This window comes from Trichormus sp. NMC-1, from assembly GCF_001858025.1.
Lineage (GTDB): Bacteria > Cyanobacteriota > Cyanobacteriia > Cyanobacteriales > Nostocaceae > Anabaena.
Genome location: NZ_LZQD01000003.1, coordinates 120,291 through 136,560 on the forward strand (window position 1 = coordinate 120,291; position 16,270 = coordinate 136,560).

11 protein-coding genes are annotated in these 16,270 nt (G+C 39.5%); 2 read left to right on the plus strand and 9 right to left on the minus strand.

Features of this window, described 5'->3' with window-relative positions; genetic code table 11:
• Positions 1 to 217: 217 nt before the first annotated feature.
• Positions 218 to 1,027 (minus strand): SDR family oxidoreductase, encoded by an 810-nt coding sequence (locus tag A9Y75_RS11910; RefSeq protein WP_071189780.1) that lies wholly within the window; start codon positions 1,025 to 1,027, stop codon positions 218 to 220.
• Between the two features lie 161 nt (positions 1,028 to 1,188).
• Here A9Y75_RS11910 and A9Y75_RS11915 point away from each other — a divergent pair, with 161 nt between their 5' ends.
• Positions 1,189 to 2,208, plus strand: a complete 1,020-nt coding sequence (locus tag A9Y75_RS11915) for a M20/M25/M40 family metallo-hydrolase (RefSeq protein ID WP_071189781.1) — start codon at positions 1,189 to 1,191, stop codon at positions 2,206 to 2,208.
• Here A9Y75_RS11915 and A9Y75_RS11920 read toward each other — a convergent pair.
• Positions 2,205 to 2,645 carry a hypothetical protein gene (locus A9Y75_RS11920; protein ID WP_071189782.1) on the minus strand — a complete coding sequence of 147 codons (441 nt, stop codon included), beginning with the start codon at positions 2,643 to 2,645 and terminating at the stop codon, positions 2,205 to 2,207. The two genes, A9Y75_RS11915 and A9Y75_RS11920, sit on opposite strands and share 4 nt — an antisense overlap.
• Before the next feature lie 335 nt (positions 2,646 to 2,980).
• Between A9Y75_RS11920 and A9Y75_RS11925 the strand changes: the two genes are divergently transcribed.
• Complete coding sequence (locus A9Y75_RS11925; protein WP_071189783.1) at positions 2,981 to 4,660, plus strand: alpha/beta hydrolase; 1,680 nt, start codon at positions 2,981 to 2,983, stop codon at positions 4,658 to 4,660.
• Positions 4,661 to 5,053: 393 nt separating this feature from the next.
• Here the strand turns inward: A9Y75_RS11925 and murD are convergent, their stop codons facing one another.
• From murD to sfsA, 7 genes are all read right to left on the minus strand, one after another.
• Positions 5,054 to 6,421 (minus strand): UDP-N-acetylmuramoyl-L-alanine--D-glutamate ligase, encoded by a 1,368-nt coding sequence (gene murD / locus A9Y75_RS11930; protein ID WP_071189784.1) that lies wholly within the window; start codon positions 6,419 to 6,421, stop codon positions 5,054 to 5,056.
• An 84-nt stretch (positions 6,422 to 6,505) separates the two neighbouring features.
• Positions 6,506 to 8,656, minus strand: coding sequence for a glycine--tRNA ligase subunit beta (gene glyS / locus A9Y75_RS11935; RefSeq protein ID WP_071189785.1), 2,151 nt, complete (start codon positions 8,654 to 8,656; stop codon positions 6,506 to 6,508).
• Positions 8,657 to 8,882: 226 nt separating this feature from the next.
• The gene (locus tag A9Y75_RS11940; RefSeq protein ID WP_071189786.1) at positions 8,883 to 9,998 is read right to left on the minus strand and encodes a calcium-binding protein; all 1,116 of its coding nucleotides are present in this window, start codon (positions 9,996 to 9,998) and stop codon (positions 8,883 to 8,885) included.
• Positions 9,946 to 12,093, minus strand: coding sequence for a DUF4347 domain-containing protein (locus A9Y75_RS26420; RefSeq protein ID WP_275519449.1), 2,148 nt, complete (start codon positions 12,091 to 12,093; stop codon positions 9,946 to 9,948). The genes A9Y75_RS11940 and A9Y75_RS26420 overlap by 53 nt, the downstream gene beginning before the upstream one ends.
• A gap of 572 nt (positions 12,094 to 12,665) precedes the next feature.
• Positions 12,666 to 14,594, minus strand: coding sequence for a heavy metal translocating P-type ATPase (locus tag A9Y75_RS11950; RefSeq protein WP_071189787.1), 1,929 nt, complete (start codon positions 14,592 to 14,594; stop codon positions 12,666 to 12,668).
• A 269-nt stretch (positions 14,595 to 14,863) separates the two neighbouring features.
• A complete protein-coding gene (locus A9Y75_RS30150; protein ID WP_177176163.1) occupies positions 14,864 to 15,022 on the minus strand; it encodes a hypothetical protein in 159 nt (52 codons plus the stop codon).
• 207 nt (positions 15,023 to 15,229) lie between these two features.
• Positions 15,230 to 15,955, minus strand: a complete 726-nt coding sequence (sfsA, locus tag A9Y75_RS11960; RefSeq protein WP_071189789.1) for a DNA/RNA nuclease SfsA — start codon at positions 15,953 to 15,955, stop codon at positions 15,230 to 15,232.
• Positions 15,956 to 16,270 lie beyond the last annotated feature (315 nt).

Sequence of the window (16,270 nt, forward strand, 5' to 3'; positions counted from 1 at the left end):
TTAAGTCAGAACTTTACTAGAGGCGAACTTTACGTTAAATTTGTCATTTTGTCAAAGGACAAGCTGTCAAACTAGTACAGCAAGGCGCAAATAAGCAGACCATCAACAATTCCTGAAAAGTTTTGAAAAGTTTGTGTAATCTGCTTTTAAAATTCCGCCGTACTGTAGCGTTTGACCGAAAATTTGTTAAAGTGCTTTTAATCAGGACAGAACGAATTTAATAGCTTTTCCCCAGCATTATCTTACCAACTAAAGACCGCCATAATTTATCTGGAAGTATGGCGTGTAGGAAGAAATAAGCCTCACCGTAAGGAGAGTAACGGAGTCTTCCTGATTGATCAGTTGCTGCCCGATAAATTGTTTTTGCCACCCCTTCTGGTTCTGCTAAATAGTCATTAATCTTCTTTGTGAACTGCTGTAAATGATTGATCATTGGTGCATAGTCAGGATGGGTAGCCCAAATTGTGCCGCGATTAAAAAAGTTAGTTTTGATGCCACCTGGTTCAATAATTTTTACCTGAATCCCAAAGGGACGTAGTTCATAGCTTAGAGACTCAGAAAGTCCGTCTACAGCCCATTTAGTGGCGTGATAAGAGGAAGTAAGCGGAAAAGCGAGACGACCGCCAATTGAAGAAACATTGATGATTGTGCCTTTTCCTTGCCGGCGCAAAACTGGAATAACATTTTGGATAGTGGATACAAGCCCGAAAAAATTAGTTTGAAACTGATGCTCTAACTGCTCAGGTGTCACACCTTCCAATGGTCCCATGAGCGCATATCCAGCATTATTGACCAAAACATCAATCTGCCCAAAATGCTCTAATGTTTCGCGGGTAGCAGAGGCTATGGTTTCCGGTTTGGTGAGATCAAGATGGGGACAGATCACGTTCTTTTCTTCTGCCCAATTATCAGCCTTATTGAGCGATCTCATCGTTGCTGAAACATTCCAGCCTTTCTGGAGGAAATACTTGGCTGTTGCTTCACCAATGCCGCTGGAAGCACCTGTAATCAAAACAGTTTTACTCATCGTTACCTTTTAGAAAATCAAATTTTGCTATTTCTACAGGTATCTTAAACTGTGGAGTATAGTCCGCAGTCAAGTAAGATATTTAAGGTTGCTGTGATGTTGATTGGTGAACTTTTAACCTGTTCCCTGTTCCCTGTTCCCTGCTATAAGAGTAATTAATGATGAAAAAATGGCTTTGGCTAATGTTAGTGATGTTGGTTGCAATAGCTGTGATGGACATTAGCGGTGCTTTCCAGCAACCTGAACTTTTACCTATTGTTGAAAATACTCCCTTAGAAAAGCCCCAACTTCAGCCAGAACCGCAGAATAACAATACTAATACTCTATTGGTGTCTGCTGATCAGCTTTTGGCACATATTCAAAAGTTGAATTTTCAGCGATTTACAACAAAAGAGAGATTTAATACTCGCACTTATATTACAACTAAATTAAGGAAATTCGGCTGGAAACCCCAAATAGAAAAATTTCCTACAGGTGTAAATATTTTTGCCCAACGACAGGGAACTGACAAAGCTGCTGGTGCAATTCTCATCGCTGCCCATTATGATAGCGTTGAATTTTCTCCTGGTGCAGATGATAACGCCACTGGTGTAGCTGTGGTATTAGAAGTTGCCAGACTTTTCGCTGACTATCCCACATCTAGAACATTGCAGTTAGCTTTTTTTGACAAAGAAGAAGCAGGACTTTTAGGTAGTCAAGCTTTTGTCAAGCAAAAAGCACGTATATCAAATCTACGGGGTGTAATTGTCATGGATATGCTAGGTTATGCTTGTTACACTGCGGGATGTCAAAAATATCCGACTGGATTACCTGTAACTCCACCTAGCGATAAAGGCGATTTTTTAGCAGTAGTAGGTGATATGGAACATCTACCTTTATTGAATGCTTTTAGCAACACTAATCAAAATCTACCAGCAGTACTGACATTACCTATACCTTTCAAAGGTGTGTTGACACCGGATACTTTACGTAGTGATCATGCACCATTTTGGTATCAAGGTGTAGGTGCTGTATTGGTGACAGATACTGCGAATCTGCGTAGTCCTAATTACCACCAACCGAGTGATTTACCCAAAAATATCGATCGCTCTTTTTTCACAGGTTCGGCGCAAATTATTGTCAACGCTGCTACTACTTTGTTAGAAACAACGGGTGTTTTGACAACTCCACCAGCGACTTAATTAACCTTGGGTTTAGGAAATGTCAAAGTCCAGTTTTGGGGATTATTCAGCTGAGAATATAAACCTTGAAAAATCATTTTTATAGCAATGCGACTTCTCATATAGTGCCTAATTAAATGGGTTCCTGGTTTGGCAACAACATCATCATAACTTTGGCTATAGCCAAAAGGACGAGAACAGTATTGGCGATTACCTGGAACTGTTAACATAAAAAATGGAGTTTCTTTATATTCATCAGGAACCATAAATATCCCATATATATTATGTTCACCATGCCAAGGTTTAACAATAACCTGACTGGCTTGGACTTGAAATTTTCTGTTTTTTAATTTCAGCACATCTACGAGACTGCAATTAGAATCATTTACAGGCCACCAAATAATAATAATGATGATAGAAAACAGGATAATTAAACCATAAGTCAAAGAGCGGCGCATACAGTCAAGATAATTTTGTGGGCATGAGATTTAAATTTCTATAGGACTCCTATTTGATTTTTGAAATTTTACGTAGGGTGGGCATAGCCCTACTACACTACTTAAAATTTTATGGCTACGCCACGCAAGCTATCAAATATTATTTATGATTCCTATATATTATTGTCGTATTTAAATTAGACGACAATTCAGGCAATATTTGTGGCTATTAACATTAATTTTAAATAAATTTGGTTAATGAGGTAGGATTATTTATTGTAACTTTTAATTGATAATAATACTAGTCAAACACACTAAAACCAGGTACAATTCCTTAAGTTGAGGTGCAATTCAAGATGTTAACAGAAAAAAGCTGGGACAATCTCAAGCCAGTTGCAAGAGTTGTTTGCAAGTTGGGCAAAGCCGTTGCCGTAGGCATCACAATCACGCAACTATTGGGAGTAAACACTTCTGCACAAGCGGCAGATACGGTTGTAGTGCGGTATGGTGCTTTGGAAGAATCTGTTTCTCTTTCTGATTTAAAAAAGACTGCGGAAACTGGAGAATTACCTGCTAGTTTAGGGACTTACACCAAAAGATTAACCGAACAACAACGCAGTTTCCTGGTGCGCGGCTTACAAATGAGAGTACCTGTGAATGTCGTCACTCTCAATCAGTTACTCAATACTCAACTTGGTAACACCATTCTTAATGACATCTCTAAGGCGATAGTCCGCGAGGATAAAGCTGGAGTTCAAGCAATCAGATCAGGTTTAATTTTAGGTGCTAGTTCGTCCCAAGGTCTATCTGTACTCAATTTTATTGAGGCTTATCCCAGTAAACGCCTAGAAATTAGTATACCGCAAGCGTTGACAGTAGCGCAGAGTTTAAATATGGCTTTTTGGCGGACTCAGCAGTTGATGCTGGCTATGACTCCCCGAATTGACCCCACAAAAGTACAAGTTTCTTACTCTGTTGATCCTACACAACCAGGAAACGCCCAAGTACAAGTCCTCAACTTAAATCTGAATGATCAAAAGCGACAACGTAATATTCCCTTAGATGTTTATTGGTCAACTGCTACAAATACTGACAAACCTGTAATTGTCTTTTCTCATGGTTTTGGTACAAATCGTACAGATTTGCGTTATTTAGCTGAACATCTGGCTTCTCATGGTTATGTAGTCGCAGCTGTAGAACATTCTGGTAGTAATCAGACAAGCAGGGACTTAGCAGTCAAAAATAAAACTCCGTTGCTTCAACCTCAAGAATTTGTAGATCGACCAAAAGATATTAGCTTTGTTTTAGATGAATTAGAAAAGCTAAATCAAACGGCTGATAACCCATTAAAAGGGAAATTAGCAACTAATAAAACTATGGTTGTCGGTTATTCTTTTGGTGGTACTACAGCTTTAGCATTGGCTGGAGGTGAGTTCCAAATTGACAGTCTCAAAAAAAGCTGTGATCAGCAATCGGCTAAATTGGCTTTGCTACAAAGTTTTTTGTGTGTAGCTAAAGGATTACCGGAAAATAGCTATCAATTACGAGATGACAGAATTAAACAGATAGTAGCTCTTAATCCTGCTACTTCTTTAGTGTTTGGTGAAACGGGTTTAACAAAGGTACAAGTACCAACTTTAATGTTAACAAGTTCAGCCGATGATGTTACCCCACCTTTAAGCGAACAGATTATCAGTTTTGCGAAAGTTCCATCTCCTAAATGGTTGGTTGGTGCAGTTGGTGGTACTCATCTGAGTGTGATGGATGCTAGTCTGATTAAGAATAATCAGGGAAACACTAATTCATCTTTTTCTAATCGGGAAGTAGTGGGTGAAAAATCTGCAGATATTCGCAAATATTTGAAAGCTTTAACTTTAGCAATGGCTGCACAGTTAACTCCTGAAGCCAGCAATTATGCAGTTTTCCTGACTCCAGATTATGCTCAAATTTCTTCAACTTCACTGTTTCCATTTCGGCTAGTGAAGGAACTTCCTCGTGATGTGCTGGGGTTGACGAAAGGATTCGGTGAAAAATAAATAAACAAAAAAGGCTTGGAAGGGAAACCAAGCCCAGACTTCACTCAGGGTAAAATATACTATCTAATTTACCGTTTTTAAGTAATTCGAGCATCCTCCTTAAGGCTGAATTCTCAAATTTAGTAAACAGGTTTCTGGTAAAAATTAATTATTGATTCTGATGGCTACTTAGAAATTTTACAAAAGTCTCAGCAATTAATCAGTAATAAATTATTAAACGCAGATAAACGCAGATAAACGCAAATACAAGTGATCGAATCTGATTATCAATGAGATTAATTCATCTATACTCAAAATGGTTTAATCCTTTGATTCTGTAGCACTGCTAAACCTTTACAAATCTAGTGTTTTTGTAATCTTATCGATTCTTGGCTTTGATGATTTGGTTACAAATTAAATAGGAGTTTTCAGACACAATTGACGGAAATCATCGCCCCGCACTTCAAAATTAGGATATTGGTCAAAACTCGCACAAGCAGGAGATAATAACACTACAGATGCTTGATGTTGTTTGGCTAATTCTGCTGATTTGGAAACTGCATTTGCCATTGTTTCCACAATCTCGTAGTTATGATATCCTATTTCTTGCAGACGTTGAGCGAATGCAGGTGCAGCATTACCAATAAGTAAAACAGCAGCGGCTTTAGCTTGAATTTTTGCTAACCAACCTGTATCATCTCCGGGTTTAGCTTCACCACCTGCAATGAGTATGGCTGGACTTTTCACAGATGCTAAACCAACTTCAGCCGCATCATAGTTAGTGGCTTTGCTATCATTAATAAAGTCAATTCCTTCCCAGGTACAGATATGTTCTAAACGATGGGGAACACCGGGAAATTCTCGAATTGCATGAGATATTGCTTCAATATCAATGTTTGCTAATCTGGCGGCTGCTACTGACATGAGAAGATTTTGTTGGTTATGTTCTCCTACCATTCGTAAAGCGGATACTTCCACAATTTGTTTGGGTGCTGATGTGGAGTTTAACTTTTCTATTACCCAACCATCTTCAAGATAAAAGCCTTTTTCACCAATTAAAAAATCTTTACCTTTGACAGTTGTCCAATAAGCATCTTGCCACTGACTTAAACCTATTTTACTCAAATAGGCATCATCCCCATTGAATATTTTTAATTGAGAATTATTTAATAGCTTGGCTTTGATATTGTAGTAATTTTCTAAAGTTTTGTGACGCGCAAGATGATCTGGTGTGAAAGTTGTCCAAATTCCAATGCGGGGAGACAGGGTGACGGAAGACTCGATTTGATAACTGCTAAGTTCACCAATTATCCAATCTGGTTTTTCTACAGCTAAAGCTACTTCACAAGCAGCATAGCCGATGTTACCACAGGCTGGGGCGTTGAATCCTGCGGCTTGAAAAATGGCAGCAGTTAAGGCTGTGGTGGTGGTTTTACCGTTTGTACCGGTAATTCCTACCCAAGGAATATTTTGCAAATGTCGCCAAGCCAGTTCCATTTCGCCAATAGTTTCAATTCCTAGCGATCGCGCTTTGGCTAAAATAGGAATATCCCAAGGTACTCCAGGGCTGACAACTATTAATTGAGGTAAGTGATTAGTATCGAGGTTTGGGGAATGTCCTAAGTTGACGGTAATTTTTTCAGCGGCTAGTTCTTGTTGTTGTTTGAGAAGGGTTGGGGAGGTGTTCGTATCGCTGATTTCTACCTCCCAGCCTTCCTGTTTCAACAATCTTGCCGCAGCAACCCCGGACTTTCCCAATCCAATAATGCAAGCTTCTGGCATAGACTGACTGTGTAGCATCCCTGGTTAAGCTACTTTATTTTAACCCGAATTGGTAAAAATTACACCAGTTTTTGTTGCTTTATGCTACAGATTTTTCACAATCGCCCCAAAATCAGCTAAAACACGGGCATGATTTCGCAGTAATCCCAGCAAATTTAACCGATTTCCCTTGATGTTTGCATCTGAGTCCATGACTAAAACGCTATCTTCACCATCAAAGAAGGTACTGACGGTGGGAGCGATTTTTTCCAGTGCGGCTATTAACAGTTGATAATTGCGGGTTTTTTGGGCTGCTTGAGTTTCGGGTACTAACTCAACTAAAGCGTTATAGAATGCAGATTCAGAAGACTTTTGGAAGAGTTCTGGTTTCACAAGGGATTGTGGTTCTAGTTGCTGAAAGTCTAAATCTCCCTGTGCTGCGAGACGGGTAGAACGGTTAACGGTTTCGTAGATTTTATCTAATGTACCGTCTTTGCGGATTTGTTGTAAATAGAGAGCGCGATCGCGTACATCTAATAAATCCTGTAAAGCACGTTCTGTGTATTCTGGGTCATTTTCTCCCAAAACAGCATTTACCAAATCATAATCTAGCTGTTTTTCTTCTTGTAATAAGGTGCGGATACGTTGTAAGAAAAATTCTTGCAAGTTGGAAATTAAGGATTTTGCATCTTTGTGAAAAGTGGTGGCAAAATTTGTGGCTATTTGCTCAATTAAAACCACTAAATTAATTTGCAAATTCGCAAACCAAGTAATTTTGACTATGGAATTAGCCGCACGACGTAAAGCAAATGGATCAGATGAACCGGTGGGAATTAAACCTAAACCAAAGATACTCACTAAAGTATCTAATTTGTCGGCTAAACTGACAACTTGACCTGTGAGAGTTGCGGGTAAGATATCACCTGCACCTGTGGGTAAATAATGCTCAAAAATTGCTTTTGCAACTTCGCTATTTTCCCCACTTGCTAAGGCGTATTTTTCTCCCATAATTCCTTGCAATTCTGGGAACTCATACACCATTTGCGTGACTAAATCTGCTTTACATAATAATGCAGCTTTGTGAATATTCTCGCTTGTTGCTGCATCTAATTGTAATTGGTTGCTGATTTGTCCAGCAATATTTACGATTCTATCTACTTTGGCACGGACAGAACCTAACTCTTCTTGGAAAGTGACTTTTTCTAATTGGGGTAAATAGCTTTCTAAAGGTTTAGCTAAATCAGCTTCATAGAAAAATCTGCCATCTGCTAAACGCGCTCGAATTACTCTTTCATTCCCGACAGCAATAATATCTGATTTGGTTGGATCACCGTTAGAAATTGTGATGAAATTCGGCAACAATTCATTATTATCGTCATTTTTGAAGATGGGAAAATAACGTTGGTGCGTAACCATGACTTCTGTAATTACTTCAGTTGGTAATTGCAAAAATTCTGGTTCAAATTTACCGATAACTGCGGAAGGATATTCAACAAGATTGATGATTTCTGCTAATAAATCTGGGTAAAAAACTGTATGTCCACCTGCTGTTTGGGCTGCGGCTTGGACTTTTTGGGTGATGATTTTTTCCCGTTCTTCAGGAATGACAGTCACAAAAGCAGAACGGAGAGTATTTACATATTCTGTAGGGTGGGAAATGCTGACAGGTTCGGGATGTAAAACGCGGTGTGCTTGAGAGATTCTATTACTCTTCACAGTCTTTTCGCCATTCTTTAATTCTAACGGCAAAACATCCCCATCTAACAAAGCTACTAACCAACGAATGGGGCGAGAAAATCTTTCATCTCCGCTTCCCCAACGCATTAACCGCTTTCCTTCCAAATTCCAAACCCACTGGGGAACCAATTCTGTTAAAATTTCCGCAACAGGACGGCCAGCAGTCTTTTTCTGAACAAAGACAAAATCCCCTTTCTCTGTGGGACGAATTTCTAAAGCTGTGATTTCCACACCTTGTTTTTTAGCGAAACCAATTGCTGCTGGTGTGGGTTTACCATCTTTAAAAGCTGCTTGTGCGGGTGGTCCCTTGATTTCTTCTTCCTTGTCGGGTTGTTGAGACGGTAAACCGGTGATTAAAACTGCTAAACGTCGGGGAGTACCATAAACCTCAACCGCTTCTGGAGTCAGACTATTTGCTTCCAGACTTTGGGGAATGCGCGATCGCCATTGTATGATGGCATTACGCAGAAAACTTGCAGGTAGTTCTTCTGTACCAACTTCTAATAAAAATGCAGGCATAAGTCACTTAATTTCGTCAGTCAATTCCACCAGTTTACCTTGTCATTAGGCTGAAGTATGGGTTGTAGAACAGATGTGGCGGAATTTTATTTGTACTAAAACCTAAAAATCGAAATGATGTGAATTTCTGTATAATCCAGACGGTTGACATTTACATCATCTGTCAGAATCAGGATTGTAGGGTGGGTTACGCTTTCGCTAACCCACCAAAATCATCAACCACTAATTAACTAAACAAGAAATTAGCACCAAACAGATTAACATTGAAATTAGCACTATTAAACCCAGATGTACCGGATAAAGTAGCTAATAACTGACCAGTTCCAAAGCCAGAATTACCAATTGTGCCATCACCAATGCGTAGGAGAGTATTACTACCTGATGTCACCACATCAATATTAGCAATTCCTGTGAACTGGAATTTATCACCACCGACACCACGCACAAACTGAGTAATGGTATCTGCACCATCATTCAAAGCATACTTAACGATATCCACAGCATTATCGTTTAAACCTAAAGACAGGATATCGTTACCAAGACCACCAATTAAAGTATCTGCACCAGCATTACCATTCAGAGTATCGACACCTGCACCACCAGTCAAAGTATTAGCTGCTGCGTTTCCTGTAAGGACATTATTTAAGGTGTTACCTGTACCATTAATTGCAGCAGTTCCTTGTAAAGTCAGGTTTTCTAAATTGTTGGCTAATGTGTAAGTTACAGTGCTGAAAACAGTATCAGTTCCTGCATTAGCCGCTTCAGTGATGATATCTCCTATATTATCAACATAGTAAGAATCATTACCAGCACCACCAATCATGGTATCTGCACCTGTTTTACCATCAAGAATGTTAGCTGCTGTGTTACCTGTGAGGACATTATTTAAGGTATTCCCTGTACCCTTAATTGCAGAAGTACCTTTTAAAGTCAGTCTTTCTACATTATTAGCTAATGTGTAAGTTACAGTGCTGAAAACAGTATCAGTTCCTGCATTAGCAGCTTCAGTGATGATATCTCCTATATTATCAACATAGTAAGAATCATTACCAGCGATGTTACCACAGGCTGGGGCGTTGAATCCTGCGGCTTGAAAAATGGCAGCAGTTAAGGCTGTGGTGGTGGTTTTACCGTTTGTACCGGTAATTCCTACCCAAGGAATATTTTGCAAATGTCGCCAAGCCAGTTCCATTTCGCCAATAGTTTCAATTCCTAGCGATCGCGCTTTGGCTAAAATAGGAATATCCCAAGGTACTCCAGGGCTGACAACTATTAATTGAGGTAAGTGATTAGTATCGAGGTTTGGGGAATGTCCTAAGTTGACGGTAATTTTTAAGGACATTATTTAAGGTGTTACCAGTACCATTAATTGCAGAAGTACCTTGTAAAGTCAGTCTTTCTACATTATTAGCTAATGTGTAAGTTACAGTGCTGAAAACAGTATCAGTTCCTGCATTAGCAGCTTCGGTGACGATATCTCCTACGTTATCAACATAGTAAGAATCATTACCCAAACCACCAATTAAGGCATCTGCACCTGTACCACCGTTGAGGGTATCATTACCATTACCACCATATAAATCATCATTGCCGGCTAAACCGTAGAGTGTATCACTTCCATCTAAGCCGTCAATCCGATCTGCATTGGCTGTACCATTGAGAATATTGTTAGCTGCTGTCCCTGTAATGGGGTTTTCTGCAATGTTGTTAATAATGATAGTGAGTTGTTTGTCGTAAAATAATCCACCTTGGTCTGTGGTACGAACTCGAATGCTATAACTATTTTTGCTTTCAAAGTTAAAACTAGCTTTGGTTTTGATTTGAGTACCACTGATGGTAAATAAACTGTTATTAGTTGCACCTGTACCACTAACTAAGCTATAGGTGAAAGTATTACCAGTATTTGGGTCAGTGGTGGTGAAGTTGCCAACTACTGTACTAATAGGTTGATTTTCGGCAATGCTGCTGTTAGATAGGGTGAGATTAGTTGGTGCTTGGTTTGTGATTGGGTTAGTAAATTCACTCACATCAATAATCTTTAAGCCACCTCCAGCATCAGCCAGATAAGCGTAGTTGCCTACTACTTGCACATCATTAGCATAGTGATTCGTATCATAATTGCCGACGAGAGTGGGTGTGGCTGGGTTGCTGATGTTGATGATAGAGAGTCCTTTATCGAAATCAGCCACATAAGCGTAGTTGCCTACTATTACCACATCATAAGCATAGCCATTCGTATCATAATTGCCGACGAGAGTGGGTGCGGCTGGGTTGCTGATGTTGATGATAGAGAGTCCTGAATCACCATCTGCAACATAAGCGTAGTTGCCTACTACTTGCACATCCTCAGCATAGCCATTCGTATCATAATTGCCGACGAGGGTGGGTGCGGCTGGATTGCTGATATTGATGATTTGCAGTCCTGAATAATAATCAGCCACATAAGCGTATTTGCCTACTATTACCGCATCCTCAGCATAGCCATTCGTATCATAATTGCCGACGAGGGTGGGTGCGGCTGGGTTACTGATATTGATGATAGAAAGTCCTGAATCACCATCTGCAACATAAGCGTATTTGCCTACTACTTGCACATCATAAGCATAGTCATTCGTATCATAATTGCCGACGAGGGTGGGTGCGGCTGGGTTACTGATATTGATGATAGAAAGTCCTGAATCACCATCTGCAACATAAGCGTAGTTGCCTACTATTTCCACATCCATAGCATAGGAAGTATCATAATTGCCGACGAGGGTGGGTGCAGATGGGTTGCTGATGTTGATGATAGAGAGTCCTGAATTAGCATCAGCAACATAAGCGTAGTTGCCGACTATTTCCACATCTAAAGCATAGCCATTCGTATCATAACTACCGACTAATGTGGGTGCAAATACTCCCTGATAGGTGTTGAGGGTGTCTGCATCAAAAACAATATCCGACAAATAAGGTAGAGACGTTCCATGGAACGTCTCTACATCTGTGGGAATATTAACTTCTAACTCCCAATTTCCCCCTAATGCTGCATTTCCTGTTTTTGTTGCTGACGCGCTAATGGTTGCGTTGGTAATCTCATGTAATTTTCTAACAAATTCTTCTCCAGCATCCCCCGCAGCGACGTTACAACCATAAAGTAAGATACTTTTGCTTTGCCAACACTGCAATAATTCAGCATATTTATTGATGTTGTCTAAATTCAGTTGACCATTTCCTAAATACAAACATCCAGGAGAACCGTGAGAAACGATGTGAATATTGGTAATTTGGGGATGTTGTTGTAAAAATTCTGTAATTTCCTCGATTGCGTCTTTATTTGGGGAAATAATGATTGTTTTTACTCCCTCAACAACTCCTGTCTGTAGGGTTTGGTAGTCGGAAACGGAGGAATCAATAAAGACAACTGTGGTTGTTTTATAGAGTAAAGAGTTATTAAACATATTTATGATTTTTGCACCTGATAACAAAGTGTAGTTTTCTATTGCATTAAGATTATTAGGGGTTTATTCACTTAAAAAGGCGGTTAGAAACCGCAACTAAACAGGCTAAACCCACGATTTTGAAAAAGTTAATTTTTAAACCTTTTCGAGTATAGTATTACATCCGCTTAATTACTTGTCAAGAACCGGCATTGCTGAATTTAAATATGAAACTTTGCGTCTAACGCACTTTTGTGCTTCGCTGCGCTGGGGCGCGAAACCCATTGGACATCTCCGGTAAATATTGTAGAGACGTTCCATGGAACGTCTCTACAATATTTACCGGAGATGTCCAATGGGTTTCGCGCCCCAGCGCAGCGAAGCACAAAAGTGCGTTAGACGCAAAGTTTCATATTTAAATTCAGCAATGCCGGTTCTTGACAAGTAATTAAGCGGATGTAATACTATACTCGAAAAGGTTTAAAAATTAACTTTTTCAAAATCGTGGGTTTAGCCTGTTTAGTTGCGGTTTCTAACCGCCTTTTTAAGTGAATAAACCCCTAATAATCTTAATGCAATAGCTATTCATGTATTCACTTTTTCAACAATCTTAAACCACTCAAAGTCACTAATACCGTCGAACCTTCATGGCCGATAACACCCATAGGGAGGTTAATATTCCCGAAAAAGTTACCAATCAAGAGTAAAACAATAAAACCCAAAGCTACAGTGATATTTTGTTTGATTATAGAGTGCGATCGCTTGCCCAATTTCATCGCCACCGCAATCTTTTCTAAATTATCCGCCATCAATACTATATCTGCGGTTTCCAAAGCCACATCACTACCAGCCACACCCATTGCAATACCGACAGAAGCTTGCGCTAACGCAGGTGCATCATTAATACCATCCCCCACCATAGCCACAGTCTGGTAATGTTTCTGGAGACTACGAATTACATCTAGTTTATCTTCTGGCAAAAGCGCTGCATACACTCGATCAATTCCCACCAACTTAGCCACAGTTTGGGCGGTTCTGTGATTATCTCCAGTTAACATGACAATTTCTTCAATTCCCAACTTCCGCAACTGGTGAATAGTTGCAGCTGCTTCTTCTCTGACTTCATCTGCGATCGCAATTATACCCAAACAATTGGTGATTCCTGATTGGGAATTTTCCCTAGCTACCCAAACCACAGTTTTACCTTCATCTTCCCAACCTTGCGCCGTTTTTTGCAAACCTGCGGGCAAATAAGTCACATACTTTTTAATAAAAGCCCCATTTCCGACAATGATCTTCTGTTCATCTACTATACCAATAATACCCTGTCCTGGGATAGCTTGCGCCTCAATTGCCCGTTCCCATTTTAACTCAGCCGCAGCTTGAATAATTGCCTTAGCAATGGGATGTTCAGAAGCCGATTCTACAGATGCTGCTGCTGTTAATACATCATTGTGAGTAAATTCCTCAGATGCAATTACCTGAGAGACTTTTACCAATCCTGTAGTTAGAGTACCAGTTTTATCAAATGCGATCGCTCTAACTTTCCCCATCATCTCCAATTGAGAGCCATTTTTAAACAAAATCCCCCTTCTTGCACCATTAGCAATTCCAGATAGTAAAGTAGGCATTATCGCCGCCATTAAAGCACAGGGAGAAGCTACCACCAAAAAAGTTAAAGCCCGATAAATCGTAGTTTCCCAATCCCAACCCCAAATAAACGGCGGTAAAATTGCTAATAATATCCCCGCAATCACAATAAACCGCGCATAGCCCCGTTCAAATTTTTCGATAAACTCTTGAGAAGGAGGTGCTTCTGTTTGCGCTTGTTCAACTAACTTAATTACCCGTTGAATTAAACTACTTTCCGCAGGTTTGTGTACTTGCAACTGTAACGCCCCATAACCGTTGAGACTACCTGCAAAAACTTCCTCTCCCACCGTCTTTTCTACAGGTAAAGATTCCCCCGTAATAGCCGCTTGATTTAAAGTACTGTAACCAGATAAAATCACCCCATCAGTAGGAATTATTTCCCCCGGTTTCACAACTATTTCATCTCCTACCCGTAACTCCGAGATAGAAACCATTTCTTCAGTTCCTTGACGCAGAACCCGCGCTGTATCTGCTGTTAAACTCATCAAACTGCGGATACTGCGTTCTGTGCGACGCATAGCGTAACCTTCCAACGCGCCACTAATAGCAAAAATGAGAATTAAAATCGCGCCATCAATAATTAGATGATACTCCTGTTTCCATAATCCCAAACTAGCAGCCCCTAGAGCCGCCACTATCATCAGCAAATCTACATCTAGTTCTTTTTCTTTCAAAAGAGTAGTTAGCCCCTCACGGGCGCTTTCATAGCCACCAATGACATAAGCCGCAGGTAACAGTAGCAATGCCAAACCCAACCAGTTGAGATGTAAAGCAAACCAGCCGAGAAATAGCAGGAAACCACAAAGCATTGCGGCAACAGCGTCAGCGTGTTCTGTCGTGAATTGTTGAAACCGTTGGGGGTAGAGCATGAGATTTGTCTTGAGATAACTAATCTCACCTTAAACCTTGACATTAATGTCAATGTCAAGAATGTGGGCTTTATTTTTTGTCGCTACAGCTTATATAGCCGTCCTAAATTAGTTGTAAACAAGATCCCCGACTTCTCTCAGAAGTCGGGGATCTGAATCTTTTAGTGTTCACAAATCAGAAAGGATTACTATATATTTGATTATATCTTTTGAATTCAAACGATATACTTATACTGGATATCAACATTTAAACCCTATTTAGCAACCTATTAATTCATTTCTTTAGCTATAGCCTCTTTGAAGATTTCTTCTACATTTTTATATAAATTACCTATATCAATTAATTTATGCCTTTTTGTCCGTTCAACTCTTTTATCTTCTAAATCTTTAAAGTGATCTACTATTGTGATTTTTGGTGATAGCTTCATTTTCGGGTTTTTTCTCTTTGAATTAAAAAGAGAATACCACTTCACCCCATTTTATTGATTCTCCTATAAACGAAATTTACCATCAAATTTTTTCATATGTGTTTATTGAATTGATACCAACTTACTAGTGTTACCCTTTTTTTGTATTCATATAAGTTGCATTTTGTCAAATTAAATTAGATGCGTTTCCCCTGCATTGAAGTGAGATTAAATTTTTAGTTTTGCTAAACCCAAATAACGAATACCTTCTGGAGAAACGTCAAAACGACAGGGTAAGACTTCTAAACCTAGGTTGATAGCTTCCCGTAACAACTTACCATATATAGGATCTGTACTATCACCAGGGGCAAATTCTGGACAATCACCCCGATTGATAAAATACAGCATCACTCCCCTGTTTTGAGGTAAAAGTGCCATTAATTCCCGTAAATGCTTTTGTCCTCTTGTGGTTTCTGTGTCGGGAAACAGTGCTAAATTACCTTGTGTCCAAGTTGTATTTTTCACTTCTAAATAAATCGGAACTTGTTCATCACTTCCTGTTAAGAAAAAATCTATACGGCTTTTTTTATCTTGGCCATAAACCACTTCACCTTTAACTTGGCTATAGTCACCTAATTCTGGGAAAAGATGTTTTTCTAAAGCTAATTTTACGACTCGATTTGGTAAAGCTGTATTCACACCTACCCAAGTCGGTTCTATATCTTGTACTTGAATCAACTCTAATGTATAAGCTAATTTGCGATTAGGATTATCACTTTTAGAAAGCTGTACTGCACTACCAATAGTTGAGACTCCAGTCATTGGCCCTGTATTAGGACAGTGTGCTGTTACTAATTCCCCTGAAGCTAGTTGAACATCAGCAAAAAAACGCTTGTAGCGTTTGAGCAAAATACCAGAATATAGTGTTGGATAGCGATAAAGCCAATCAGTCATTGTAATAAGTAAATATTTATTCTTAGAGGATGTTTGAAAAGTTGCAAATTATACTCTAAACCCCTCTCCAAACCTCTCCCCCACAGGGAGAGAGGCTTTGATTCTTACTCCCCTTCCCTGGTAGGGAAGGGGTTGGGGGTTAGGTTCTGAGACTTTTGATGTTACCAAAAATACTTTTAAAACATCCTCTTAGAGGATATCTAAGAAGTAGACGCGAAGTAAATTGTCTTATTAATATCACAAAATGGTAACTTTTGTAGTTAAATTTACGATATTTAAATTATAGTGGCATATAATAGAGATCACATACCTCCT